Genomic DNA, 22554 nt, shown 5'->3' with positions numbered 1-22554 from the left:
TTGCTGCTAGCTTCGCGCGCCTATGTCGAACAATCCGCCTCGCGCAACCAAGGCCAAGCCAGCCCCCGATCCGGTTCTCGCCGGCTTCCGCAAGAGCATCGACAATATCGATGCGGCACTGATCCATATGCTGGCCGAGCGGTTTCGCATTACGCAGGCGGTGGGTGAATACAAGGCGAAGACCGCCCTGCCTCCCGCCGATCCGGAGCGGGAAGAGCGGCAGATCGCAAGGCTGCGCAAGCTCTCGGTTGAAGCCGATCTCGATCCCGAGTTCAGCGAGAAGTTCCTCCGCTTCATTATCGACGAAGTGATCCGCCACCACGAGCGGGCACGAAGCTGACCTGCCCCGAAAGGGCGGGTCAGTCTTTCCCTTCGACCTCCACCGGAATTGCGCGCGGCAGTGACAGCCGCACAAGCAAGCCGCCCAGATCCTCGCTCTCGTCGAGCGCCACGCTGCCGCCGTAAATCTCGGCGACGTCGCGCACGATTGCCAGCCCCAGCCCTGTGCCGGGCTTGCCGGTGTCGAGCCGCGCCCCACGGTCGAAAATCTCGATGCGCTTGTCCACCGGGATGCCCTTGCCGTCATCCTCGACCCAGATCGTGCACATTTGCGCTTCGGGCTCGGCATCGACCGTCACGAATACGCTGCCGCCGCCGTATTTGGCGGCGTTCTCGATCAGATTGCCGAGAATCTCGTCGAGATCCTGCCGCTCGATTGCCACTGCAGCCGAGCGATTCCCGGCTATGTCGAAGCGGACTTGCGGATAGAGCCGCTCGACCGCCCGCCGAACTGCCTCCGCGCTCTCGCAAACGGGCGTGCGTGCCCTGCCAACCGCCCGGCGGCCCACGGCGCGGGCCCGCGCCAAATGGTGGTCGACATGGCGGCGCATAGTCCGCGCCTCGCGGATCACCGTTTCGGCAAGATCGGGCGCATGCGCGGTCGCCGCATTGTTGACGACGGTAAGCGGCGTCTTGAGCGCATGGGCGAGATTGCCCGCATGGGTGCGCGCCTCTTCCGCCTGCCGCTCGGAATGTTCGAGCAGTTCGTTCAATTCCTGCACCAGCGGCTGCACTTCCTCGGGCAGCGGCTCGGCAATGCGGTTCGCGCCGGTGTTGCGCAGTTTCTGAATCGCCGCGCGCACCCGCCGCAGCGGCGAGAGGCCATAGCGAATCTGGAACAGCGCCATCAGGAATAGCCCGAGCCCCAGTGCCGCAAAGCTCCATGCGAGGATCGAACGAATTTCGGCGATCTGCGCGTCGAGGTCCTTCGTTGCGCTGGCAACGGCGAAGGTCCAGCGGGTGTCGCTGCCCGGCAGGATCACCGACCGTTCGGCCATGCGCAGCGGCTCGCCGGCGAACTGGTCGGAATTGTAGAAATGCGCGTCATTGTCGAAATGGTCGCCGCGCAGGGTCAGCGTGCGGTCCCACAGGCTGCGCGACGGGTAAGGCTCGTATCCCTCCCCGTCGATCTGCCAGTAAAGCCCGCTGTTGGGCTCTAGGAAGCGCTGGTCGCCCAGCGTACGATAGAAATAGACTTCGCCGCCCGCTTCGATCTCGGCCGACGCGATCATCGCGGTGAGCATATATTCGAGTTGCTCATCGAAATTGCGCGAGACGAGGCTGGTGAGCGTACGGTCGAGCGCCAATCCGCCGCCCAGCAACAGCACGGCGATCCAACCGGCGGCAATAACCGCCATGCGCCGCGCAAGGCTGCCTTGCCCGGCCTTGCGCTTCACGCGTAGCGGAGCGACCGCAGAGGCCTGCGCCTGTTCCGGTGCAAGCGGTTGGGCGAGCTCTTCGCGCTCTTCCGCCGCGTCGGGCTCAGGCCCGCGGTTTGTCAGCGGGGTCGTCGAGGCTGTATCCGAGGCCACGTATCGTCGTTATCACTTCTGCGCCAAGCTTCTTGCGGATGCGCGTGACGAACACTTCGATCGTGTTCGAATCGCGGTCGAAATCCTGATCGTAAATATGCTCGATCAGTTCGGTGCGGCTCACCACCTTGCCCTTGTGATGCATCAGATAGCTGAGCAACTTGTATTCTTGCGCGGTGAGCTTGACCGGCTCGCCCTTCAGCGTGACCCGACCCGAACGCGTGTCCAGCCGCACGTCGCCCGCGGTCAGTTCGGCCGAAGTATTGCCCGAAGCGCGGCGGATCAGCGCGCGCAGGCGGGCGATCAGCTCTTCGGTCTGGAACGGCTTGGCGAGATAGTCGTCCGCACCCGCGTCGAGCCCGGCCACCTTGTCGGACCAGCTGTCGCGCGCGGTCAGAACCAGCACCGGAAAGGTCCGCCCTTCGCGGCGCCACATGCCGAGCACGGTAAGGCCGTCGATCTCGGGCAGGCCCAGATCGAGGATCACGGCATCGTAATCCTCGGTCGAGCCCATGAAATGCCCGTCTTCGCCATCGGTCGACAAATCGACCGCATAGCCGGTTTGCTCAAGCGTCGACTTGAGCTGCTTTCCCAAGGTCGGTTCGTCTTCGACGATGAGGATACGCATATGTACCTGCTGGTCCTGTTTTCGTTACGCCGGTGTGTTGGGCTTTTGCACCAAGGGCGTCAAGCAAATGGGAAATTTGTCCACCCTGCGGGCGCAGACGGGTCAGTTTGAACGATTGATGATGCGGCCGGTGCGCGCGTCGACATCGACATAGGTGACCCGACCGTCCTTGATGAACTTCAGGCGATAGGCACGTGCCGTCGCGTCATAGGCCGGGCCAAGGTACTCGCTGCCACGCATCTGCGGCAGGACGCGGCGCTCGATCTCGCGCAGCGAGAGCACGTTGCCGGCCTGCATTTCCTTGCGCGCTTCACCCTGGTCGGTGCGCGACTGGGCTTCTAGCGAAGCCATCGCCGCAGTGCTGGTAAACGCCAGCGCAAAGGGGGCAAGGAGGAAAGCGAACCGCTTCATGATGGCCTTGTGCCTAAGCGTACAGCTTTGAACAAGGTGTGAATGGTTCGCATCCCCGCCGTTCAGCCAGCCGCCGTCAGGCGCCGCCCTTCACCATCTGGTACTTGACGCTGATCGACACGCCGGTGCTGATCATTCCCGGCTGGACCGGCGGCGCCGCGGCGATGGCATCGGCGGCCTTGCCGCTCATTTCCATCACTGGCATCGGCCCACCCGCGATCACGGATTCGCTGATCGACAAGAGGCGGATATCGCCATAGCCGGCCAGCGCCGCATAGCGCAGCGCCCGCTCGCGCGCGCGCTGCATCGCGCGTGTCCTCGCCGCTTCACGCGCATCGCTGTCATCGTCCTTCGAGAATGCCGGGCCGCCGATGTCGGTCGCGCCTGCCGCCACCAGCGCATCGAGAACTTCGCCGGTGCGCTCGATCTTGCGCAGCTTCACCGCAACGCGGTTTGACGCCTGGTAGCCGCGGAACACCGGCCGCTGGCTGGCGCTGTCATAGTCGTAACGCGGGCTAAGGTTGATGCCGGTGGTCTGGATATCCTTGGCATCCACCCCCAGCGCCTTGATCCGCTCGACCACACGCTGCATCTCCACCGAATTGGCGCGCAGGGCCTCCACCGCAGTCGCCGCATCGGTGGTCACTCCGGCGCTGACAGTGGCCGTGTCAGGCTCAAGCTCGATCGTTTCATAGATATCGAGTTCGACCACCGGGCCATTGGCAGCCAGTTGCACCTCTGCGGCGTGCACCACAGGAGCAGAAGCAAGCGACATAGCGGCGAACGCAATAGCAACAGGACGGAACATGGAATTCTCCTTTCCCGCGCCAACTGCATGGGGATGGCTTTCGAGCCGGTGAACGGAGCTGTTTGCAAGCGTAAATCTCCGCGCTAGGGCTTGGCGGAAGGGGAGATCGCCGGATGATGAAAAGACTGCTTTTGGCTTGTGCTGCTGCGGCCTGCGCTGCGAGCGCGCAGCCGCTCTGGGCGCAGGCCCGCCCGCAGATGGAACGGGTGCCCGATCGCCCGGCAGGCGAAGGTGAAGGCCCCTTCACGACCCTGCTGATCCGCGGTGCGACGCTGATCGACGGCACCGGCGCCCCGCCGGAAGGGCCGGTCGACATCGTGGTAGAGGGCAATCGCATCGCGCGGATCGTGCGCGGCGGAAATGCACGCGTCGCAGCCGACCGGGTGATCGATGCCACCGGCATGTATGTCCTCCCCGGTTTCGTCGACGTTCACGGCCATAATGGCGATCCGGACAAGGCGCCGCAGCCCTCCTATGGCTTCAAGCTGTGGTTGGCGCATGGCGTGACCACCGTGCGCGGAGTCGGCTTCGGCTGGGGCCCCAACGACCCCTCGATCGACCAGAAGCGCCGCAGCGCCGCCAATACCATCACCGCACCGCGCCTGTTCGCCTATGCGGTGCCGGGTGACGTCTGGCCCGAAGGCGCGGTCGACACGCCCGAAAAGGGCCGCGCCTGGGTGCGCTGGATCGCCGCGCGCGGATATGACGGGGTCAAGTTCTTCAACAGCGAGCCGCCGCACATCCTTGCCGCCATACTCGACGAAGCGGAGAAGCAGAAGCTGGGCACGGTAGCGCATCTGGGCCAGCGCGGCGTGGCCGAAGTCAATGCACGCAAGGCGGTCGAACTGGGGCTGGACGGCGTCACCCACTTCTATGGCCACTTCGAGAGCCTGCTCGATGGCAGCGCGATCCCGCAATATCCGGCGGACTTCAACTATTTGGACGAGCAATCGCGCTTCGCCTGGGTTGCGCGGCTGGCCGACCAGGTCGGCGAACCGGGCAGCAAGGCCTGGAACGACTACATCGACTTCCTGATCGATCACAAAGTGACGCTCAGCCCCACGTTCAACATCTATTCCGCCAGCCGCGACGTGATGCGTGCGCGCAACCTCGAATGGCACGAGAAATACACGCTGCCGCAGCTGATGCAGTTCTATTCGCCCAGCCTGACCAATCACGGCAGCTATTACCATGACTGGACCAGCGAGGATGAAACCGCCTGGCGCAATTTCTATCGCAAGTGGTTCGACCTGACGCGCGAGTTCAAGAACCGCGGCGGTCGCGTCACCGCCGGTTCGGACCCTGGCTATATCTACCAAACCTGGGGCTTCGCCTATATCGGCGAGCTTGAGATGCTGCGCGAAGCGGGCCTGACCCCGCTCGAAGTGATCCGCGCGGCAACGATCGACGGCGCGCGCGAGTTGCAGGATCCCAAGGGCGGCGAACCGGCATTCGGTTCGATTGCCGAAGGGAAGCTGGCCGATCTCGTGATCGTGCCCGAAAATCCGCTGGCGAACCTCAAGGTGCTCTACGGCACCGGGCACAGGCGCCTCAATCGCGAGAGCAACCAGCTCGAAACGGTTGGCGGGGTACGCTGGACGATCAAGGACGGGGTCGTGTTCGATGCCCCCGCCCTGCTCGAAAGCGTGGCGCAAATGGTCGAAGCGGAGAAGCGAAAGCAGGGCGCAATCGCCGCACAATAGAAACCGCATCTTGCCGCAGGCCGCGTGCTCGCCTAACGCGCGCGGCCTATGGCGCAACCACCGATCCTCTCCTGGGAAGGCCTTGGCCTGCAACAAGGCGGCCGCTGGCTGCTTGGCGGCCCCGAGCGTGCGCCGATAGACCTGCATATCGGCCCGCGCGACCGACTAGCGCTGATCGGGCGCAATGGTGCAGGCAAGACCACCCTCTTCCGCCTGATCGACAATCGCATCGAGGCCGATCTCGGCACGCGCAAGATCAAGCCGGGCACGCGCATTGTGTTCCTAGAGCAGGAGCCGGATTTCACCGGCTATGCCACGCTGATGGACTTTGCCCTGGGCGGCGAGCATCCGCCTGCAACGCATGAGGTGGAAGCCATCGCGGGCCAGCTTGGCATCGATATGGCGACCCCTGCCGCCACCGCTAGTGGAGGCGAGAAGCGCCGCGCCGCAATCGCCCGCGCGCTGGCTCAGGATCCCGATCTTCTGCTGATGGACGAGCCAACCAACCATCTCGACCTGAGCGCAATCGACTGGCTGGAGGATTGGCTGACCCGCTACCGCGGCGCATTCGTGGTGATCAGCCATGACCGCACCTTCCTGAAGCGGCTGACCAGCGCTACTTTGTGGCTCGATCGAGGGACCATTCGCCGCAAGGAAGTGGGCTTCGGCGGCTATGAGGCGTGGGAAGAGCAAGTCTATGCCGAAGAGGCGCGCAATGCAGAAAGGCTCGACGCCAAGCTCAAGATCGAAGCGCATTGGCTCGAGCGCGGAGTAACCGCACGCCGCAAACGCAACCAGGGGCGGCTCGAAAAACTGTGGCAGATGCGCGCCGCGCGCGCAGCGATGATCTCGTCAAGCGGCACCGCCAAGCTCAAGCTCGCGAGCGACGAGGAATTCAAGTCCAAGTCCGTGATCGTGGCCGAGAAGGTCGGCAAGAGCTTCGACGGGCGCGCGGTGATCAAGGACTTCAGCCTGCGCATCCAGCGCGGCGACCGGATCGGCATCGTCGGCGCCAATGGCGCGGGCAAGACGACGCTGCTCAAGCTGCTCACCGGCGAAATGGCGCCCGACACGGGCAGCGTCACGATCGCCAAGACGCTTTCAGGCGTAATGATCGACCAGCAGCGCAGCCTGATGGAACCCGATCGCACGGTGCGGCAAGTGCTGGCCGAGGGCGGCGACTGGATCGACGTGCGCGGTGTGCGCAAGCACGTGCAGGGTTACCTCAAGGATTTCCTGTTCGATCCCAAGATCGTCGACACCAAGGTCGGGGCACTTTCCGGTGGTGAGCGCAGCCGCCTGCTGCTGGCACGCGAATTCGCGCGCACCGCAAACCTTCTGGTGCTCGACGAGCCGACCAATGACCTCGATCTCGAAACGCTCGACCTGCTGCAGGAAGTGATCGCCGATTTCGATGGAACGGTGCTGATCGTCAGCCACGACCGCGACTTCCTCGACCGCACCGTCACCATCACGCTTGGCCTTGATGGTTCGGGCAAGGTCGATGTCGTCGCTGGCGGATACGAGGATTGGGAGAAGAAGCGGCGCGAGCCGAGCGCGGCAAAGCCCAAGACAGTCTCGACCGCGAGCAAATCAGCCGCACCGCCACCTCCACCGCCGCCGCGCGCCGACAAGCTCTCCTACAAGGACCAGCGCGACTACGAATTGTTGCCTGCGCGGATCGAGGAACTCGAAGCGGCGATCGCCAAAGGCGAAGCGATCCTATCGGACCCCGATCTCTACACTTCGGACCCGCAGAAGTTCGCGACCATCAGCAAGGGCATCGAAAACGCACGTGCCGAAAAGGATGCAGCCGAAGAACGCTGGCTTGAACTGGCCGAACGCGTCGAAGGCTGACCTGCCGGGTCACCCGATCATGTAGAAGCAAGCAACCCGTTCCAGTGCCAGCCTGAGCACCAGCTTGCCGCTGCGTGCCGGCCAGCCCAGCTGCTTTTCAGCTTCAGGAATGCCTTCGCCAGCGCAGACCACGCGCCACAGGATGTCCTGCAGCCCATTGCCCGCCTCGCGCATTGCGCCATCGAAGCGCGCCTTAGCTGTAATCTGGCGCTCGGTTGGCGAAAGGCCGACGTCCCCACTCCCTTTCACCCGCACCGGTTCCCAGCGCATGGTGACGTTTGGCCCCAGTTGCGCGCGTTCATAGTCGCTGCGCAGTCGTTCGCCTGCATCGAACAGCCGGTCGTCCAAATGCCCACGCGCATGGAGCCAGCTCAATGGGGATTCGGCCAGGTTCACCGTGACTGTTCGCCGCTTCCCACGCGCACCCTCGCCGCGCAGCGGCCCCTCGAGCGTCAGTTCGCGTTCCACCAGCATGCGCCGCATTGCCTGTCTCCTGTTGATGATTCCGATCGCGGGCTTGCATCGCGAAGGTTCGTGTAGGAAAGGAAATTCACCAATCAGGTTATTTTTGAAGCGGGAGGCTGCCGATGATCAATCGCATCCGCGACATTCGCAAGAGCAAGGGCATTACGCTCGCCGAACTGGCGGAAGCGTGCAGCCCGCCCACCACGCCGCAAACCATCGGTCGGCTCGAGACGGGCATGCGCAGCCTGTCGCTCAAATGGATGGAGCGGATCGCCGCCGCGCTCGAAGTCGAGCCCGAAATGCTGGTTCGATCGGAGGAGGCTCCGGCGCCGATGGTGGTTGCCAGCTTGCGCGCCGGAGGGCCCGAAGCGCTGTCAAAGCCCCGCGAGGCGATCCTGCCAAGCGAACTAGGCAGCGAAGGCGCATTGACGGTGCTCAGTGTCGAGGAAAGCGTCGGAGAATTTCGCCCGGGTGACCTGATCTGGTTGCGCCAGCTTGCGCCCGATGCCGCAGGGCAAGCGATCAACCGCGACGTGCTGGTGCCGCGCGCAGGCGGGCGCTTTGCTTTCGGGCGGCTGATCGATCGACAGGGAACGCTGATCGGCGTGCTTCCGCCCGGCAGCGGGCAGAAGCAGCAAGTAGTCGACAATCCGCCGTGGATCGCCGTGGCGGAAATGCTGGTGCGGAAGCTCTAGCGAGTCAGAGCTCGCCGCGCGCAATCCGCTCCTGCTTGTCGATGTCGCTTTCCTGCGGCACGAAACTGTCCGAAGTCACGCCCATCCACACCAGCAACGGCGCCGCCATGTAGATCGAGCTGTAAGTGCCGACGAAGATGCCCAGCGTGATTGCCGCGACCAGGCCGAACAGGCTGGCGGGACCGAACAGCAGCAGCGGCACCAGCGCAACCAGCAGCGTAAGGCTGGTCATCACGGTGCGAGCCAGCGTCTCGTTCACCGACAGGTCGAGCAATTCGGCCACATCCATCTTGCGGTACTTCTTCAAGTTCTCGCGAATGCGGTCGTAGACGACGATCGTATCGTTGAGCGAGTAACCGATGATCGCCAGGATCGCCGCGATGATCTGCAGGCTGAATTCGAGCTGGAACAGCGCGAACATGCCGAGCGTCAGCGACACGTCGTGGAAGAGCGCGAACAGGCCGCCCACGCCGAACTGCCATTCGAAGCGGATCCAGATGTAGATCGCCACTGCCAGCATGGCGGCGAGCAGTGCCAGCACTGCATCGTTGCGGAATTCGCCCGAGACCTTGCCCGAAACGGAGTCGACCCCGTCGATCCGCAAGTCCGCATGCCCCTGTTTCAGGGCGTCGGTGATCCGGGTGGTCATCTGGTTGGCATAGTCCGGATTGCCTTCGGCTTCGGGTGGAAGCTTGACGCGGATCGACACCTCATTGGGCGCGCCGAAGCGCTGGATAACCGGATCGCCAATGCCTTCCAGCGAACCGACCGTCTGCCTCAGTTCGGCCACAGGGGCCTCGGCAGTTTCCGTGAAGGTCACGCGGATTTCCTGGCCACCGGCAAAATCGACACCGAAGTTCAGGCCCTTGGTCATCACCAGCGCCCAGCTTGCGGCGATCAGCAGCAGGCTGACCACGAAGAAGGGCACGCGCCACTTGAGGAACTTGATGTTCGTATCGTCGGGGACGAGTTTCAACAGTCTCATCGTCCTGCCCCCCTTAAAGACTAATGTCGCTCGGCCGCGCTTTGCGCAGCCAACCGGCGACCCACATGCGGGTCAAGGTTACGGCGGTGAAGACGCTGGTGAACAGGCCGATCACCAGCACCACGGCGAAGCCGCGCACCGGGCCAGAGCCGAACAGGAACAGCAACACGCCTGCGATAAAGTTGGTGACGTTCGCGTCATAGATCGCACGGCTGGCTTCCTTATAGCCATTTTCCACCGCGGCCACCACGCGCCGCCCGCGTTTCCGCTCTTCGCGTATGCGTTCGTTGATCAGCACGTTGGCGTCCACCGCCGCGCCGATGGTGAGCACGAAGCCGGCGATGCCGGGCAGCGTAAGCGTGGTGTTGAGCCCGGCCATTATGCCCAGGATGATCAGCACGTTGAACACCAGCGCAATCGTCGCATAGACTCCGAACCGACCGTAGCTCGCGATCATCAGCACGATCACCGCGACCGAGCCGATCATCATCGCAAGCAGGCCGCGCTTGATCGAGTCCGCGCCGAGGTCAGGCCCGACCGTACGTTCCTCAATCACGCTCAGGTCGACCGGCAACGCACCCGAACGGAGCGAGATCGCCAGGTTATTGGCGGTCTCGACCGTGAAGCCGCCGGAGATCTGCGCACTGCCGCCCAGGATCGGCTCACGGAAGCTCGGCGTCGAAAGCACTTTGCCGTCGAGGATGATGGCGAAGGCGCGGCCCACGTTTTCCGTGCTCAACGTGGCAAAGCGTGCGCCGCCCTGCTGGTCGAACTGGATGTTGACCACTGCTTCATTGGTCTGCTGGTCGAAACCCTGCTGAGCGTTGACCAGGCTGTCGCCGCGAATGCCGCCAAGCCGCTTTACAGCAACCGCCTGGCCGGCAAAGTCCGAGGTCTCGGCATAGGGAAAAATCTCGGAGCCGAGAGGCGCAATGCCCTGCGCGACATCGCTCGGCAGTGCGGTCGGATCGACCAGCTTGAATTCGAGCTTTGCGGTCTGGCCAAGCAGTTTCTTGAGCTGGTCGGGATCCTGCAGGCCGGGCACCTGCACCACGATGCGCGTATCGCCCTGGCGGATGATGGTCGGCTCGCGCGTTCCGAGCGCATCGATACGCTTGCGGACCACTTCGGTCGCGCTGTCCATCGCCTGCGCCACAGCGGTTTCGATCCCGTCTTGCGTGGGCGTAAGGATCATGCGCTGGCCATCGACAACCGACAAATCCCACTCGCGCACAAGGCCGTTGCCATTGATCACCGGCAACAGCCGCTCGCGTGCACGATCGAGATCGGCCGGATCGTCGAGCATGAAGCTAAGCCTGCCTTCGGCAGTCGAAACGTCGCCAATGCGGATGCGCGGTTCGGCATTGCGCATCGCCGAACGGGCCGATTCTTCCATGTTCTCGAGCCGCTGCGCCTGAACCTGGCTGGCATCGGCCTCAAGCAGGATGTGGCTACCACCGGCAAGGTCGAGACCGAGGTTCACTTGCGGGTCGGGCAGGAAATCGGGCCATTTGACGCTGGTGGCCGAAAGCAGCGACGGCAGCGCCGCCGCTGCCGCGATCAGCGTCAGCCCCCACAGCCAAACCTTTTTCCAGGTCGGAAAATCGAGCATCGGGTTAGGATCCGTCCGTTCGTTGGAATGAGTTCAAAGCGTCAGTCGTTGGCGGGGTTGCCGCCGGGCGGAATGATATCGCCAATGGTGCTCTTCACCGCCTTGACGCGGACACCCTGCGCGAGGTCGATCTCGGCATAGACGTCATCAACTTTGGCCACCTTGCCCACGAGGCCGCCGGCGGTGATCACCTGATCGCCCTTCTTGAGAGCGGAAATCTTCTGCTGGTGTTCCTTCTGCCGCTTCATCTGCGGACGAATGATAAGGAACCAGAAGATCGCGATCATGCCTACGATCGGCAGCCACTGGATCCAGGCGGGCGGTGCTTCGGCACTGGCCGCTGCGGCAAGGAATTCAAGCATGGAGTGAGTCCTGTCAGACTGGAATTGCAACCATGGCGGGGCTGCAAGTGGCGGCGGCCATGCCGTTCGCCCGATGTCTCCCCGCTTCGATAAGTGGGCGCGGTTAGCAGCATTGCAAGCGTGTCGCAATTATTCTGGGTAATTGCGATGCCGCAACTCGCGGCGCCAAACGCAAAGGCCCGATCGTGGCTTGCAAGCCGAATGGCGCCGCCCTATAGGGCCGCCCTCCACTGGTCTCGGGACGTAGCGCAGCCTGGTAGCGCATCACACTGGGGGTGTGGGGGTCGGAGGTTCGAATCCTCTCGTCCCGACCAGTGGCAAACCCCCTTTAAACTTGCTGTTGCACCGCTTGCCCGCGCGCCCTAACCCGCGCTGCGAGGAGTTACCTGCATGAGCGAGCCCGCCGCCACCCCTTCCCGCCAGATGCCGCCGCGGATGCGCAGCTGGCTGTTTGCGCCCGGCGACAGCGAACGCAAGATGGCGAAGGCCAGCGAAAGCGGCGCCGACATCGTGCTATTCGACCTGGAGGATTCGGTCACTCCCGAAAGCAAACCTGGTGCGCGCGAAGCCGTAGCCGCATTTCTGGCCACCCGCGCTGATCGACAGCGGATCTGGGTGCGGGTAAACCCGCTCTCGGGAGGCGAGACGGCGGCGGACCTGGATGCGATTATGGCTGCGGCGCCGGGCGGCGTATTCCTGCCCAAGGCCGAAGGGCGCGAAGATGTCTCCACGCTCGACGCCATGCTGGCTGAGCGCGAAGCACAGCACGGGCTCGCCCCTGGTTCAACCCGCGTAGCGGCGCTCGTCACCGAAACGCCCAAAGCGATGTTCCATTGCGGCGACTATGCCGGCGACTATCCGGGCTCGCAGCGTCTCGTTGCGATGAGCTGGGGCGCGGAAGACCTGTCATCGGCGCTCGGCGCGCTTGTGCAGCACCGGCCCGACGGTTCCTATATGCCGACCTATGAACTGGCCCGCAGCCTGTGCCTGCTTGGCGCTGTGGCGGCGGGGGTTGCCCCGATCGAAACCGTGATGCCGGAATTCCGCGACCTCAATGCCTTGCGCGACCGTGCGCTGATGGTCCGCAGCCAGGGCTATCGCGGCATGCTGGCGATCCATCCGGCGCAGGTCGATGTGATCAATGACGCCTTTACCCCCAGCGCCGATGAGATCGCCCACGCCCGCGCGGTGGTGCAGGCCTTTGCCGACAATCCCGGCGCGGGGACGGTAGGGCTGGACGGGCAAATGCTCGACCGCCCGCATCTGGCCCTGGCTGAAAGACTGCTGGCTGAAGCAGGCGAAAGCGCCTGATTTTCCTACACGAACCTATTTGGTTACTGCCTCTGCGAATCATCTCGCAGGAGCAAGCAACATGGCGCTACTCGACTCGCTGATCGGCCCGATCGCTTCGATCATCGACAAGATCATTCCCGACAAGGAGGCGCGTGCGCGCGCCAAGCTTGAGCTGCTCAAGCTCGAAGGCACGCAGGAAATGCAGCTGATCGAGGCGCGGCTACAAGCGATCGTGGCAGAGGCGAATTCCGCCGATCCCTGGACCAGCCGCGCACGTCCGAGCTTCCTCTATATAATGTATGCCATGATCCTATGGGCGCTGCCGATGGGCGTGCTCGCTGCCTTCAACCCGGCCGCCGCGCGGGAGATTGCCGCTGGCATGAACGCCTACCTCAACGGCTTACCAGAGCCGCTCTACGCCCTCTTCGGCACAGGTTACCTCGGCTATACGGCCGCCCGCCAATGGGGAAAGGTCAAAGGCGTCGACAGGTGAGCCCGGCGCACGCTATGCGGAACGCATGAGCACCACGTCCAACACGATCTATGTCCTCAACGGGCCCAATCTGAACCTGCTCGGCCTACGCGAACCGGAAATCTACGGTACCACGACGCTCGACGACATTGCGGGCATGCTGGAGGATCGCGGTCGCGAGCTCGAGCTCGAAATCGACATGCGCCAGACCAACCATGAAGGCATGCTGGTCGACTGGTTGCATGAAGCGCAGGCAGAAGGTGCGCGCGCCGTGCTGCTCAACGCAGCCGCCTATACCCACACTTCGATCGCCCTGCTCGACGCTATCAAGGCAATCCGCACGCCGGTGATCGAAGTGCACCTGTCCGATCCCTCCAAGCGCGAGGGATTCCGCCACCTTTCCTACGTCGGCATGGCGGCAGCCAAATGCGTCCAGGGGCATGGCGCACAGAGCTATATCATCGCGCTCGAGGCGGTTGCGTCGGGCGAAATCTGAGCTTCGCCTCTTGCCAGCCACAATTCACGCGAATAGTCACGCGCGCAGCTGAAGTTTGAGGGGCGATAATGGCCGAACGAAAGACCAATGACGGGCGCAACACGTCTGGCATGAATGTCGATACCAAGCTGGTACGCGAGCTCGCGGAACTGCTCAACGAAACCGGACTCACCGAAATCGAAGTCGAGGACAACGACCGCAAGATCCGCGTCGCACGCGGTGGCACGGTTGCCATAGCGGCGCCGATGGCGGCTCCCGTCGCTGCTCCTGCGGCAGCTCCGGCGGCTGCCGCTCCAGCAGCGGAACCCGCTGCCGAAGTCCATGCCGATGCACTCAAGTCGCCGATGGTGGGCACTGCCTATCTTGCGCCTGAGCCTGGCGCCGCCAATTTCATCAAGGTGGGCGACAGCGTGAAGCAAGGCGACACGCTGCTGATCGTCGAGGCGATGAAGGTGATGAACCCGATCACCGCCAACAAGGCCGGCACGATCAAGTCGATCCTGATTGAAAACGGGCAACCGGTCGAATTTGACCAGCCGCTCGTCGTCATCGGATAAGCAATGGCGATCAAACGTATCCTGATCGCCAACCGCGGCGAAATCGCGCTGCGCATCCATCGCGCGGCACACGAAATGGGGATTGAGACAGTGGCGGTGCATTCCACCGCCGATGCCGATGCGATGCATGTCCGGCTGGCCGACCAGGCGGTGTGCATCGGCCCTCCGCCTGCCAGCGACAGCTATCTCAACGTAGCCGCCATCATCTCTGCCGCAGAGGTAACGCACGCCGATGCGATCCACCCCGGCTATGGCTTCCTTTCGGAGAACGCCAAGTTCGCAGAGATCGTTGAAGCGCACGACATCGCGTGGATCGGGCCCAAGCCCGAACATATCCGCACGATGGGCGACAAGGTCGAGGCCAAGCGCACTGCGGGCGCTCTTGGCCTTCCGCTGGTGCCCGGCTCTGACGGCGCGGTTTCGGACTTTGACGAAGCGCGCAAGATCGCCAAGGAAATCGGCTATCCCGTGATCATCAAGGCCGCTTCAGGCGGCGGCGGGCGCGGGATGAAGGTCTGCCAAAGCGAGGACCAGCTCGAAACGCTGATGCAGCAGGCCGGAAGCGAGGCCAAGGCCGCCTTCGGCGACGCGACCGTCTATATCGAGAAATATCTCGGCAATCCGCGCCACATCGAATTCCAGGTGTTCGGCGACGGCAATGGCAATGCGATCCATCTGGGCGAGCGCGACTGCTCGCTCCAGCGCCGCCACCAGAAAGTGCTCGAAGAAGCGCCCTCGCCCGTCATCTCGGCCGAGGAACGCCACCGCATGGGCGAAATCTGCGCGCAGGCGATGCGCGACATGGGTTATCGCGGTGCAGGAACGATCGAGTTCCTGTGGGAGAATGGCGAGTTCTACTTCATCGAGATGAACACTCGCCTGCAGGTCGAGCATCCGGTGACCGAAGCGATCACCGGCGTCGACCTGGTGCGCGAGCAGATCCGCATTGCCGAAGGCAAGCCGCTGTCGGTGGCGCAGGAAGATCTCGAATTCCACGGCCATGCGATCGAATGTCGCATCAACGCCGAAGACCCGTTCACATTCGCGCCCTCGCCGGGCGCCGTGAATTACTATCACGCGGCAGGCGGCATGCATGTTCGGGTCGATTCGGGGCTCTATGCCGGCTATCGGATCCCGCCCTATTACGACAGCATGATCGCCAAGCTCATCGTCTATGGGCGCACCCGCGAAGGCTGCATCATGCGCCTGCGCCGCGCGCTCGAGGAAATGGTGGTGGAAGGGGTGAAGACCAACATCCCGCTGCACCAGGAACTGCTGCGGCAGGACGACATTCTCAATGGCGATTACAGCATCAAATGGCTGGAGGAATGGCTGGCGAAGCGCGCGGGGTAACCCTCGCGCACTGCCGTCAGCCAAGATCGAAACCTGCTTCCTTCGCTTCGGCAATCGTTTCCGCACCGCTTAGCCGGGGATGATCCCCGGCGAGCTTGCACCAGGCCGCGGCTTCGTCAGCGAATATCTCGCGTTCGATTGGATATTGGTCCGCGTCAGCAAACAGCCCCGCAAGGAAGCTGCGATTGCCGGTCGGCAGGAATTTGTACCAGAGATTGCTGCCGCATTGCTTGCAGAAGGCCCGTTCCGCCCATTCGCTTGAGCGATACACGCTGACGCTGTCTTCGCCGGCAATCGAAAAGCTCTCGCCACTCAGCGCAGAATAGAACGCCCCGCCCCAACGCCTGCACATGGCGCATTGGCAGATTTCGACATGCTTCTTCGGCTGGTTGAGCGTGATCTTCACCGCCTTGCACAGGCAGTGCCCGTCGATAACGCAGTCGGCAATGTCGGAAGCGGCCATCGCCTACTCCAAAGGAACGCCCGGCTCGTGCTTCGCGGTGCGGATCGTCAGCGAGGTCTTGACGCTTTCCACATTGGGGGCGGGCGTGAGCTTGCTGGTCAGGAACTCCTGGAAGCTCTGCAGATCCTTGCTGACAACCTTCAGGATGAAGTCGATCTCGCCATTGAGCATATGGCACTCGCGCACTTCGGGCAGCGCCTTCATATGCTCTTCAAACTCTCGCAACGCGCTCTCGGCCTGGCTCTTGAGGCTGACCATGGCGAAGACGGTGATGGCGAAGCCGAGCTTCGACGCATCGAGCTCTGCATGATAGCCCTTGATCACCCCGTCTTCTTCCAGCCCGCGCACACGCCGCAGGCACGGCGGCGCGGTAAGACCCACGCGCTGAGCCAATTCGACGTTGGTGACACGACCTTCGCGCTGCAATTCGGCAAGCAGCCGGCGATCGATCTCGTCTAGACTGGCCATAAATTGCGCCTTTCACTGGAAATCCGGCCCGCTTCGAACCGGAAAGTAACACAAACCGCCTTCATGGGGCGTCAAAGCTAATATTATTATCCCTGCCAGCAATTGTCCCGCTTTGCAACGCATCGAGAAACGCTCTCCGCAAGCCGAGCCGCTTGCTGTTAGGACAGGCTTGGCGTGATCCGTGCGAACGCCGCCCTGCGCGATTCGCGCTTGCCTGGAGACGTGATGTTTTTCGACGACCGCCTTGCCACTGTGTTGCGCCACCGCGCCACCAGCGAGCGAGGCGCGCGCACGCAATTCAGGCAGCTGCTCGACCTCCTCGGAAACCGCAAATACGGACGTGACGACAGCCTGGTGGCTGCCGCATGGCTGCGGCTCGGCGCATTGGGCGAACAGATCCCGGCATCCGAGCGGGCACGGATGATTCGCGAGCCGGGCTGGCGCTTCCGCAATCCGCAGCTCGCGGTCCATTTGGCGGAGGACGAGCCCGAAGTGGCGGCCGCTGCATTGTCACGCGCCGATCTTGCCGAAGAAGACTGGGTTGCCCTGATCCCGCGCCTGCCGATCCGCGCGCGCGGCTTCCTGCGGCTGCGGAGGGGACTGCCGCCTGGTGCCGAGGCGCTGCTCGAGCGATTGGGCATCCATGACCGCGGCCTGCCGCATCCCGACGCCGAAGCGGGGATCGACACGCAAACGCTCGAGCTGACGGAAGACGAAACGCTCATCGACGATTTCGAGGCGCCGCCGATCCCCGAGGCCGAGCTGGAGCCCGAGGAGGTTCGCGCGGCCACGCCGCCACGCCGCCCGCGCCCCGCGCCACCCGCGCCCGGCACTCAAGACGAAAAGAGCGAAATCGCGGCGCTGGTCGAGCGGATTGCGCAATTCCGGCGCGACCGCAGCGCAGAGCCGCTGGCCAGCGACCTGTCGCCGCGCCTGCCTCTGGGCGAGCAAGCCGCCCTGCCTGAGCACGCGATTGCCGGTTTTGCCTTCGCCAGCGACGTCGACGGGCGGATCGAATGGGCCGATCCCGAAGTAGCGCCGATGGTGATCGGCCAGCGCCTGTTCGACCGTCGCAGCGCCGAAGGCAGCGGCACAGCAGGCGAAATTGCCAGCGCCTTTGCGCAGCAGCAACCGATCGAAGGCCTTCTCCGGACGCTTGAAGGTGCAGGCACGATCCGCGGCCAATGGGTGGTGGACGCGCACCCGCGCTTCTCGCGCACCGGCGGGCGCTTCTTCGGCTATGTCGGGCGCTTTCGCCGCCCCTTCGATCCCGGCAAGCACGCTGCTGGTACGCCCACCGAAGCGGACCGGATTCGCCAGCTGCTCCACGAGCTGCGCACTCCGGTGAACGCGGTTCAGGGCTTTGCCGAACTGATCCACCAGCAGCTCTATGGCCCGGTGCCCAATGCCTATCGCGCATTGGCCGCCACAATCGCCAGCGACGCCGCCAGCATCCTTGCCGGCTTCGACGAGCTTGAGCGGCTGGCCAAGCTCGAAAGCGGTGCGATGTCGCTTGCTGGCGGCAAGACAGACCTGCTCGAACTCACCCATCGCATGACCGAGCAGATCGCACTGGTCCTTGCCCCGCGCATGGCGGGCATCGACCTGGCACAGGGGCCGGAACGCAGCCTGTGGGTCGAGATCGATCGCGACGAGGCCGAAGCGCTGGCGTGGCGCATGCTCGCCACACTCGCGGGCGCAGTCACAGCGGGCGAAGTGCTCGCCGCGGAGATCGAGGTCGATCAGGACCAGGCGCGGCTGTGGTGCCAGATTCCCGCGCAGCTGATCGCCGAGGATGACGTTTTCACTGCCGAGATCAAACCGGGCGCCACTGGCCTCAGCGCCGGGCTGTTCGGCGCAGGTTTCAGCCTGCGCTTGGCGCGTGCAGAGGCGCGCGGCACTGGCGGCGATTTGCAGCAAGTGGAGGATCGCGTCTGCCTTTCGCTCCCGCTCACGGCGGTGTCGCTGGGCAGCGGCCCGAGCGATGCCAGCGAGGCCGGAGATGCGCGCGGCAGCGAAGCCGTCTGAAAGCTCGCGATGCGCGCTTGTTTCGCGCGAAGTTGCAATGTAGGGCGCAAGCCGCATTACGCACCGCTGCTCGGGCCTGTAGCTCAGCGGTTAGAGCTGGCCGCTCATAACGGCTAGGTCGCGGGTTCGAATCCTGCCGGGCCCACCAGCGGCGGCGGGTCTTGCCCGGTAATGCACGAAATCGGTCGGGGAGTGGCGCAGCCTGGTAGCGCACCTGTTTTGGGTACAGGGGGTCGCAGGTTCGAATCCTGTCTCCCCGACCAGCATTTCGAGACCCGACACCATCCGGGGGATGGTGTCGGCCGAAATGCTCCCAAGCGAAGCGCGGGAGGTGCCACGATGAAGCCAGCCTCCCTCGAAACCCGCGCGATCTGGGCCATCGCGATCCCTGCCATGCTGACCAATGTCGCCACCGCACTGATCGGTATCGGCGACATGTGGATTGTCGGTCGGTTGGAAGATGCCGCAACGCAAGGCGCAGTGGATGTGGGCGCGCGCCTGTTCGCGATGCTGTTCACCGTGATGAATTTCCTCAAGATAGGCACCACCGGCCTTGTGGCGCAGGAAGGGACGCGCAGCGGCCCCCACGCCCAGGCCGCGATGCTGGCGCGCGGGATAGCAGTCGGGCTTGCCATCGCCGCGCTGCTTCTGCTGTTTAAGCCACTGCTGATGCCTGCGCTGCTGGATGCCTTGGGTGCCAGGGGAGAAGTGCTGGGCGCCGCGCATGTCTATGCCGAGATCCGATACTGGACCGCGCCCGGCGTGATGCTCAACCTCGCGCTGATCGGCTTCCTGGTCGGGCGCAGGCAGATGGGCGAGGTGCTGGCGATCGAAGTGATCTACAATGTAGTCAATGTCGCGCTCGGACTGCTTCTGGCCTTGCAGCTCGAATGGGGCATTGCCGGGATCGGCTGGTCGAGCTTCATCGCCGAATACGCCAAGCTTGCGATCCTTGGCGCGCTGGTGTTGCGAGGCAATGCAGGTGGCGCATTGCTGGCTGCACTGTTCGATCGCGCATTGCTCAGCTGGCAGGCCCTGCGGCCATTTCTCGGCGTTAATCGCGACCTGTTCCTGCGCACGCTTGTGCTGATGATCGCCCTCGCCGCGATCACTCGCCTTTCCGCCGAACGCGGTCCTGAAGTGCTGGCAGCCAACGGAATCATCTACCAGCTGTTCGTGTTCACCGCGCTGCTGCTCGACGGGTTCGAGAACGCGGCGCAAGTGCTCAATGGCGAGCGGCTGGGTGCCCATGACCGCGCAGGCTTCGCCGCCTATGTCCGCGCGATATTGTGCCGGGGCCTGGCCGCTGCGGCTGTGGTGGCATTTGTCTTCACCCTGTTGGCAGACCCGATCCTCGCCAGCTTCGCCGCTACGCCCGAAGTCGCGCAGATCGCCCAGGCACAGGCGATCTGGCTTGTCGCGATCCCCTTTGCAGGGGTCTCCAGCTTCGTGTTCGACGGCGTGTTCGTGGGCGCCAGCTGGACCCGCGCGATGCTGATCTCGATGGCAGGCGCAGCCGCGGTCTTCGCAGTCGCACTCTGGCTCAGCTGGCCGCTCGGCAATGGCGCGCTGTGGGGCAGCTTCGTGCTGTTCCTGCTGGTGCGCGCAGGGCTGCAGGCGGTCCAGATGCCGCGCCTGATGCAGCGGAGCTTTGGCGGGTCGAAACCCGAATAGAAAAGGGCCGCGCGCCCGAAAGCACGCGGCCCCTTTAGCTTCGTATCAGGCCGGGATCAGAAGGTGATGCCGGCTTCCACACCCCAGATGCGCGGTTCGTTGACCATCGCGGTGAGGTTGTTGAAGTCGATGCCCGACACTGCCGAGACATCATTGGTGATGTTGCGGCCGAACAGCGCGAAGTCATAGCGATCGGTGCGATAGCCGATGCGGAGGCCACCTTCGAGCATCGAGTCGTCGCTGAACTCGACCGACTGGTACAGGAAGAACTGCACCTTCGAGCGATAGGCCCAGTCGGTGAAGAGATAGAATTCGCCAGCCGTGCCGGGGATCTTCTCGCTCAGGCCGAGCGACCAGTTGGCGGTCCACTTCGGTGCCTGCGGCAAGCGGTTGCCGTCGATCGAGTAGATGCCGCTGCCGACCGTACGCTCGGGATCGAGCACGGTGCACGGCGCTGCGCAACCAGCGACATAGGCGTTCGGGTCGTTGATCTGCGTGTCATTATACGACAGGCCCGCAGCGAATTCGACACCGGCCATCGGGCGTGCCTGCAGTTCGGCTTCGAAGCCATAGCCTTCGACCTGGTCCGCATTGAGCAGTGTAGTGAAGTTGTTGGCGCCGCCCACAGCGGTCAGCTGCAGGTCTTCGGTGGTGAAGTAGAAGCCGCCGAGGTTGAAGCGAACCTTGCCGTCGGCGAGGATCGTCTTGACGCCCGCTTCATAGCTCATCGTGGTTTCGCTATCGGCGACCGAGATGTCGCGGCCAAAGGCCAGGCGGCCCTGGATCGACGGAGCGCGGTAGCCGCGAGCGACACGAGCGTAGAAGTTGACGTCTTCCGAAGTCGGAACGGTCGCAGCCAGATCCCAGGTCAGGACGCTGTCGCTGACCGACGTCGAGATCGGTGCCACCGGGCCGCCGAAGCCGAGGAAGCCAGGACGGGTGTCAACCGGGCGCGAGGCCGTGAAATCGCGGCTGTCGTCATTGTAACGCGCGCCCGCCTGAATGCGGATGCCGTTGTCGAATTCGTAGAACAGCGAGCCGAACACGCCCCATGCGTCGCTGACCTGGCGCTGCAGCGCGATCGCGTCGGGCGAGGTGTCGTCAGGCGTGCCGAAGTCGAAGCTCTCAATGTCCAGCTTCTCGTTGAAGTAGAACACGCCGGCCTGGTAACCGAGCGGGCCGCCATCGTTCGAGGCAATCCGCACTTCCTGTGTGAACTGGTCGAGGCTGGGGATGTTATCCTGCGACTGGGCCGAGAACGGGATCACGCCCGGGCCCATTTCCGGGGCGAAGGCGTTGCCGTATCCGCCGTCGATGTCGCCGCGCGAATAGAGGTTCCCGTTCCAGTAGCTGGTCACCGACGTCAGGGTGACGGCACCGAAATCATATTCGAGCACCGCGCCGAGGTTATAGGTTTCGAGGTTCTGGAAATTGATCCCGTCAGCGCGCACTTCGCCGCGCTTGAACTTGGTCGAAGGTCCGCCCAGGCCGATCAGGTCGTTGCTGCCGGTGGCAAAGGCATTGGCGCGGAATACGCGCGCGGTGCCATCGAGATCGCGATACTGGCCGATCAGGCGCAGCGAGAGATCCTCGGTCGGATCAAGCTGGAGCTGCAGGCGCAGCGCCACTTCATCATAACCCTCAAGGTCATCGCCCGGACCATTGTCGATATTGTCGACCCAGTCGCTGCGGCCCTGGTAGAGGCCCGAAGCACGAACCGCGACAGTGTCGCTCAGCTGGCCACCCACCGCACCTTCGACATTGATCGAGTCAAAGCGACCGTAACTGCCGCGGATATAATTGTCGCCCTTGCCCGGCTTCACCGTATCGAACTTGACGATACCGGCCGGGGTGTTGCGGCCGAACAGCGTGCCCTGCGGGCCGCGCAGCACTTCGACGCGGTCGAGGTCGAAGATCGGGAAGCCCTTCAGGATCGGGTTTTCCAGCACGACGTCGTCATAGACGAGGCTGACCGGCTGCGACGCGTTGAGGTCGAAGTCGGTGTTGCCGAGGCCGCGAATGTAGAAGCGCGGGAAGGTGCGGCCGAACGAGCTTTCGATGTTCAGGCTGGGCACGCGGCCCGAAAGCGCGCGGATATCGGCACCTGTGCTGGTCACGACTTGCAGCGCTTCGCCGCCGAGCGTGCCGACCGAGACCGGGATTTCCTGCAGGTTCTCTTCGCGGCGCTGCGCGGTCACGATGATGACGCCGACGCCGTCCTGGCTTTCGGCAGTGGCACCGGTATCCTGCGCAAGGGCGGGTGCGGCGCTGAAAAGAGTGGTGGCGATGGCGGCGCTGGCCGCAGTGGCGAGAAGACGCGTGTTACGCATGGTCGATGTACCCCTGTTGGCGG

22 protein-coding genes and 3 tRNA genes are annotated in these 22554 nt (G+C 63.8%); 14 read left to right on the top strand and 11 right to left on the bottom strand.

Going from position 1 to position 22554, the window contains the following annotated elements; genetic code table 11:
* The first annotated feature begins 22 nt into the window (after positions 1–22).
* Positions 23–340, top strand: coding sequence for a chorismate mutase (locus tag ACUJ47_RS01580; protein ID WP_445536718.1), 318 nt, complete (start codon positions 23–25; stop codon positions 338–340).
* Positions 341–359: 19 nt separating this feature from the next.
* Here ACUJ47_RS01580 and ACUJ47_RS01575 read toward each other — a convergent pair whose 3' ends face one another.
* The 4 genes from ACUJ47_RS01575 to ACUJ47_RS01560 form a co-directional block, all read right to left on the bottom strand.
* Positions 360–1697, bottom strand: a complete 1338-nt coding sequence (locus ACUJ47_RS01575) for a sensor histidine kinase (RefSeq protein ID WP_445538835.1) — start codon at positions 1695–1697, stop codon at positions 360–362.
* Positions 1698–1821: 124 nt separating this feature from the next.
* Complete coding sequence (locus tag ACUJ47_RS01570; RefSeq protein ID WP_354144658.1) at positions 1822–2499, bottom strand: response regulator transcription factor; 678 nt, start codon at positions 2497–2499, stop codon at positions 1822–1824.
* A gap of 102 nt (positions 2500–2601) precedes the next feature.
* Positions 2602–2910: a PepSY domain-containing protein gene (locus ACUJ47_RS01565; protein WP_445536717.1), complete on the bottom strand. Its 309-nt coding sequence runs from the start codon at positions 2908–2910 to the stop codon at positions 2602–2604.
* A 76-nt stretch (positions 2911–2986) separates the two neighbouring features.
* A complete protein-coding gene (locus ACUJ47_RS01560; protein ID WP_445536716.1) occupies positions 2987–3685 on the bottom strand; it encodes an SIMPL domain-containing protein in 699 nt (232 codons plus the stop codon).
* A gap of 146 nt (positions 3686–3831) precedes the next feature.
* Here ACUJ47_RS01560 and ACUJ47_RS01555 point away from each other — a divergent pair, with 146 nt between their 5' ends.
* Both ACUJ47_RS01555 and ACUJ47_RS01550 read left to right on the top strand, forming a co-directional pair.
* The gene (locus tag ACUJ47_RS01555) at positions 3832–5421 is read left to right on the top strand and encodes an amidohydrolase family protein (protein WP_445536715.1); all 1590 of its coding nucleotides are present in this window, start codon (positions 3832–3834) and stop codon (positions 5419–5421) included.
* Positions 5422–5469: 48 nt separating this feature from the next.
* On the top strand, positions 5470–7278 hold the full coding sequence (locus ACUJ47_RS01550) for an ABC-F family ATP-binding cassette domain-containing protein (RefSeq protein ID WP_445536714.1): 1809 nt from the start codon (positions 5470–5472) through the stop codon (positions 7276–7278).
* A 9-nt stretch (positions 7279–7287) separates the two neighbouring features.
* Here the strand turns inward: ACUJ47_RS01550 and ACUJ47_RS01545 are convergent, their stop codons facing one another.
* Entirely contained in the window at positions 7288–7761 is a 474-nt protein-coding gene (locus ACUJ47_RS01545) for a DUF6456 domain-containing protein (RefSeq protein WP_445536713.1), read from the bottom strand.
* Between the two features lie 104 nt (positions 7762–7865).
* Here ACUJ47_RS01545 and ACUJ47_RS01540 point away from each other — a divergent pair, with 104 nt between their 5' ends.
* Positions 7866–8438, top strand: a complete 573-nt coding sequence (locus ACUJ47_RS01540) for a helix-turn-helix domain-containing protein (protein ID WP_445536712.1) — start codon at positions 7866–7868, stop codon at positions 8436–8438.
* 4 nt (positions 8439–8442) lie between these two features.
* Here ACUJ47_RS01540 and secF read toward each other — a convergent pair whose 3' ends face one another.
* The 3 genes from secF to yajC are packed head-to-tail and all read right to left on the bottom strand — an operon-like array spanning position 8443 to position 11397.
* Positions 8443–9423 (bottom strand): protein translocase subunit SecF, encoded by a 981-nt coding sequence (gene secF / locus ACUJ47_RS01535; RefSeq protein WP_445536711.1) that lies wholly within the window; start codon positions 9421–9423, stop codon positions 8443–8445.
* Positions 9424–9436: 13 nt separating this feature from the next.
* Positions 9437–11035: a protein translocase subunit SecD gene (secD, locus tag ACUJ47_RS01530; protein WP_445536710.1), complete on the bottom strand. Its 1599-nt coding sequence runs from the start codon at positions 11033–11035 to the stop codon at positions 9437–9439.
* A gap of 41 nt (positions 11036–11076) precedes the next feature.
* A complete protein-coding gene (gene yajC, locus ACUJ47_RS01525; protein ID WP_445536709.1) occupies positions 11077–11397 on the bottom strand; it encodes a preprotein translocase subunit YajC in 321 nt (106 codons plus the stop codon).
* A 237-nt stretch (positions 11398–11634) separates the two neighbouring features.
* Between yajC and ACUJ47_RS01520 the strand changes: the two genes are divergently transcribed.
* The 6 genes from ACUJ47_RS01520 (at position 11635) to accC (ending at position 15568) form a co-directional block, all read left to right on the top strand.
* Positions 11635–11711 (top strand) — tRNA-Pro (locus ACUJ47_RS01520).
* 76 nt (positions 11712–11787) lie between these two features.
* The gene (locus ACUJ47_RS01515) at positions 11788–12708 is read left to right on the top strand and encodes an HpcH/HpaI aldolase/citrate lyase family protein (protein WP_445536708.1); all 921 of its coding nucleotides are present in this window, start codon (positions 11788–11790) and stop codon (positions 12706–12708) included.
* 61 nt (positions 12709–12769) lie between these two features.
* Positions 12770–13183, top strand: a complete 414-nt coding sequence (locus ACUJ47_RS01510; RefSeq protein ID WP_354144282.1) for a holin family protein — start codon at positions 12770–12772, stop codon at positions 13181–13183.
* Positions 13184–13208: 25 nt separating this feature from the next.
* Positions 13209–13658 (top strand): type II 3-dehydroquinate dehydratase, encoded by a 450-nt coding sequence (locus tag ACUJ47_RS01505; RefSeq protein ID WP_445536707.1) that lies wholly within the window; start codon positions 13209–13211, stop codon positions 13656–13658.
* A 68-nt stretch (positions 13659–13726) separates the two neighbouring features.
* Entirely contained in the window at positions 13727–14215 is a 489-nt protein-coding gene (accB, locus tag ACUJ47_RS01500) for an acetyl-CoA carboxylase biotin carboxyl carrier protein (RefSeq protein ID WP_445536706.1), read from the top strand.
* A gap of 3 nt (positions 14216–14218) precedes the next feature.
* Positions 14219–15568, top strand: coding sequence for an acetyl-CoA carboxylase biotin carboxylase subunit (accC, locus tag ACUJ47_RS01495; protein WP_445536705.1), 1350 nt, complete (start codon positions 14219–14221; stop codon positions 15566–15568).
* A gap of 16 nt (positions 15569–15584) precedes the next feature.
* On the opposite strand, the gene ACUJ47_RS01490 is transcribed toward accC, so the two are convergent.
* Positions 15585–16031: a GFA family protein gene (locus ACUJ47_RS01490; protein WP_445536704.1), complete on the bottom strand. Its 447-nt coding sequence runs from the start codon at positions 16029–16031 to the stop codon at positions 15585–15587.
* Positions 16032–16034: 3 nt separating this feature from the next.
* Positions 16035–16499, bottom strand: a complete 465-nt coding sequence (locus ACUJ47_RS01485; RefSeq protein ID WP_354144666.1) for an Lrp/AsnC family transcriptional regulator — start codon at positions 16497–16499, stop codon at positions 16035–16037.
* 174 nt (positions 16500–16673) lie between these two features.
* Between ACUJ47_RS01485 and ACUJ47_RS01480 the strand changes: the two genes are divergently transcribed.
* From ACUJ47_RS01480 to ACUJ47_RS01465, 4 genes are all read left to right on the top strand, one after another.
* Positions 16674–18527 (top strand): histidine kinase dimerization/phospho-acceptor domain-containing protein, encoded by a 1854-nt coding sequence (locus ACUJ47_RS01480; protein WP_445536703.1) that lies wholly within the window; start codon positions 16674–16676, stop codon positions 18525–18527.
* 72 nt (positions 18528–18599) lie between these two features.
* Positions 18600–18675: transfer RNA gene (locus ACUJ47_RS01475), tRNA-Ile, on the top strand.
* Positions 18676–18713: 38 nt separating this feature from the next.
* Positions 18714–18790: transfer RNA gene (locus tag ACUJ47_RS01470), tRNA-Pro, on the top strand.
* Between the two features lie 76 nt (positions 18791–18866).
* Positions 18867–20201 carry an MATE family efflux transporter gene (locus ACUJ47_RS01465; protein ID WP_445536702.1) on the top strand — a complete coding sequence of 445 codons (1335 nt, stop codon included), beginning with the start codon at positions 18867–18869 and terminating at the stop codon, positions 20199–20201.
* Between the two features lie 56 nt (positions 20202–20257).
* Here ACUJ47_RS01465 and ACUJ47_RS01460 read toward each other — a convergent pair whose 3' ends face one another.
* A complete protein-coding gene (locus tag ACUJ47_RS01460; protein WP_445536701.1) occupies positions 20258–22531 on the bottom strand; it encodes a TonB-dependent receptor in 2274 nt (757 codons plus the stop codon).
* Positions 22532–22554 lie beyond the last annotated feature (23 nt).

It is taken from the genome of Altererythrobacter sp. Z27 (assembly GCF_052683155.1).
Note: the sequence above shows the minus strand (reverse complement) of the source record. Positions and strands in the feature narration are given on the sequence as shown.

Excerpts from the sequence above, each read along its gene's own strand:
- ACUJ47_RS01545 (WP_445536713.1), bottom strand. The coding sequence starts at position 7,761 with ATGCGGCGCATGCTGGTGGAACGCGAACTGACGCTCGAGGGGCCGCTG.
- ACUJ47_RS01540 (WP_445536712.1), top strand. The coding sequence starts at position 7,866 with ATGATCAATCGCATCCGCGACATTCGCAAGAGCAAGGGCATTACGCTC.
- ACUJ47_RS01510 (WP_354144282.1), top strand. The coding sequence starts at position 12,770 with ATGGCGCTACTCGACTCGCTGATCGGCCCGATCGCTTCGATCATCGAC.
- ACUJ47_RS01575 (WP_445538835.1), bottom strand. The coding sequence starts at position 1,697 with ATGGCGGTTATTGCCGCCGGTTGGATCGCCGTGCTGTTGCTGGGCGGC.
- accB (WP_445536706.1), top strand. The coding sequence starts at position 13,727 with ATGGCCGAACGAAAGACCAATGACGGGCGCAACACGTCTGGCATGAAT.
- ACUJ47_RS01485 (WP_354144666.1), bottom strand. The coding sequence starts at position 16,499 with ATGGCCAGTCTAGACGAGATCGATCGCCGGCTGCTTGCCGAATTGCAG.
- ACUJ47_RS01555 (WP_445536715.1), top strand. The coding sequence starts at position 3,832 with ATGATGAAAAGACTGCTTTTGGCTTGTGCTGCTGCGGCCTGCGCTGCG.
- ACUJ47_RS01570 (WP_354144658.1), bottom strand. The coding sequence starts at position 2,499 with ATGCGTATCCTCATCGTCGAAGACGAACCGACCTTGGGAAAGCAGCTC.
- ACUJ47_RS01465 (WP_445536702.1), top strand. The coding sequence starts at position 18,867 with ATGAAGCCAGCCTCCCTCGAAACCCGCGCGATCTGGGCCATCGCGATC.
- ACUJ47_RS01505 (WP_445536707.1), top strand. The coding sequence starts at position 13,209 with ATGAGCACCACGTCCAACACGATCTATGTCCTCAACGGGCCCAATCTG.
- secD (WP_445536710.1), bottom strand. The coding sequence starts at position 11,035 with ATGCTCGATTTTCCGACCTGGAAAAAGGTTTGGCTGTGGGGGCTGACG.
- ACUJ47_RS01565 (WP_445536717.1), bottom strand. The coding sequence starts at position 2,910 with ATGAAGCGGTTCGCTTTCCTCCTTGCCCCCTTTGCGCTGGCGTTTACC.
- ACUJ47_RS01460 (WP_445536701.1), bottom strand. The coding sequence starts at position 22,531 with ATGCGTAACACGCGTCTTCTCGCCACTGCGGCCAGCGCCGCCATCGCC.
- ACUJ47_RS01490 (WP_445536704.1), bottom strand. The coding sequence starts at position 16,031 with ATGGCCGCTTCCGACATTGCCGACTGCGTTATCGACGGGCACTGCCTG.
- ACUJ47_RS01550 (WP_445536714.1), top strand. The coding sequence starts at position 5,470 with ATGGCGCAACCACCGATCCTCTCCTGGGAAGGCCTTGGCCTGCAACAA.
- accC (WP_445536705.1), top strand. The coding sequence starts at position 14,219 with ATGGCGATCAAACGTATCCTGATCGCCAACCGCGGCGAAATCGCGCTG.
- yajC (WP_445536709.1), bottom strand. The coding sequence starts at position 11,397 with ATGCTTGAATTCCTTGCCGCAGCGGCCAGTGCCGAAGCACCGCCCGCC.
- ACUJ47_RS01515 (WP_445536708.1), top strand. The coding sequence starts at position 11,788 with ATGAGCGAGCCCGCCGCCACCCCTTCCCGCCAGATGCCGCCGCGGATG.
- secF (WP_445536711.1), bottom strand. The coding sequence starts at position 9,423 with ATGAGACTGTTGAAACTCGTCCCCGACGATACGAACATCAAGTTCCTC.
- ACUJ47_RS01580 (WP_445536718.1), top strand. The coding sequence starts at position 23 with ATGTCGAACAATCCGCCTCGCGCAACCAAGGCCAAGCCAGCCCCCGAT.
- ACUJ47_RS01560 (WP_445536716.1), bottom strand. The coding sequence starts at position 3,685 with ATGTCGCTTGCTTCTGCTCCTGTGGTGCACGCCGCAGAGGTGCAACTG.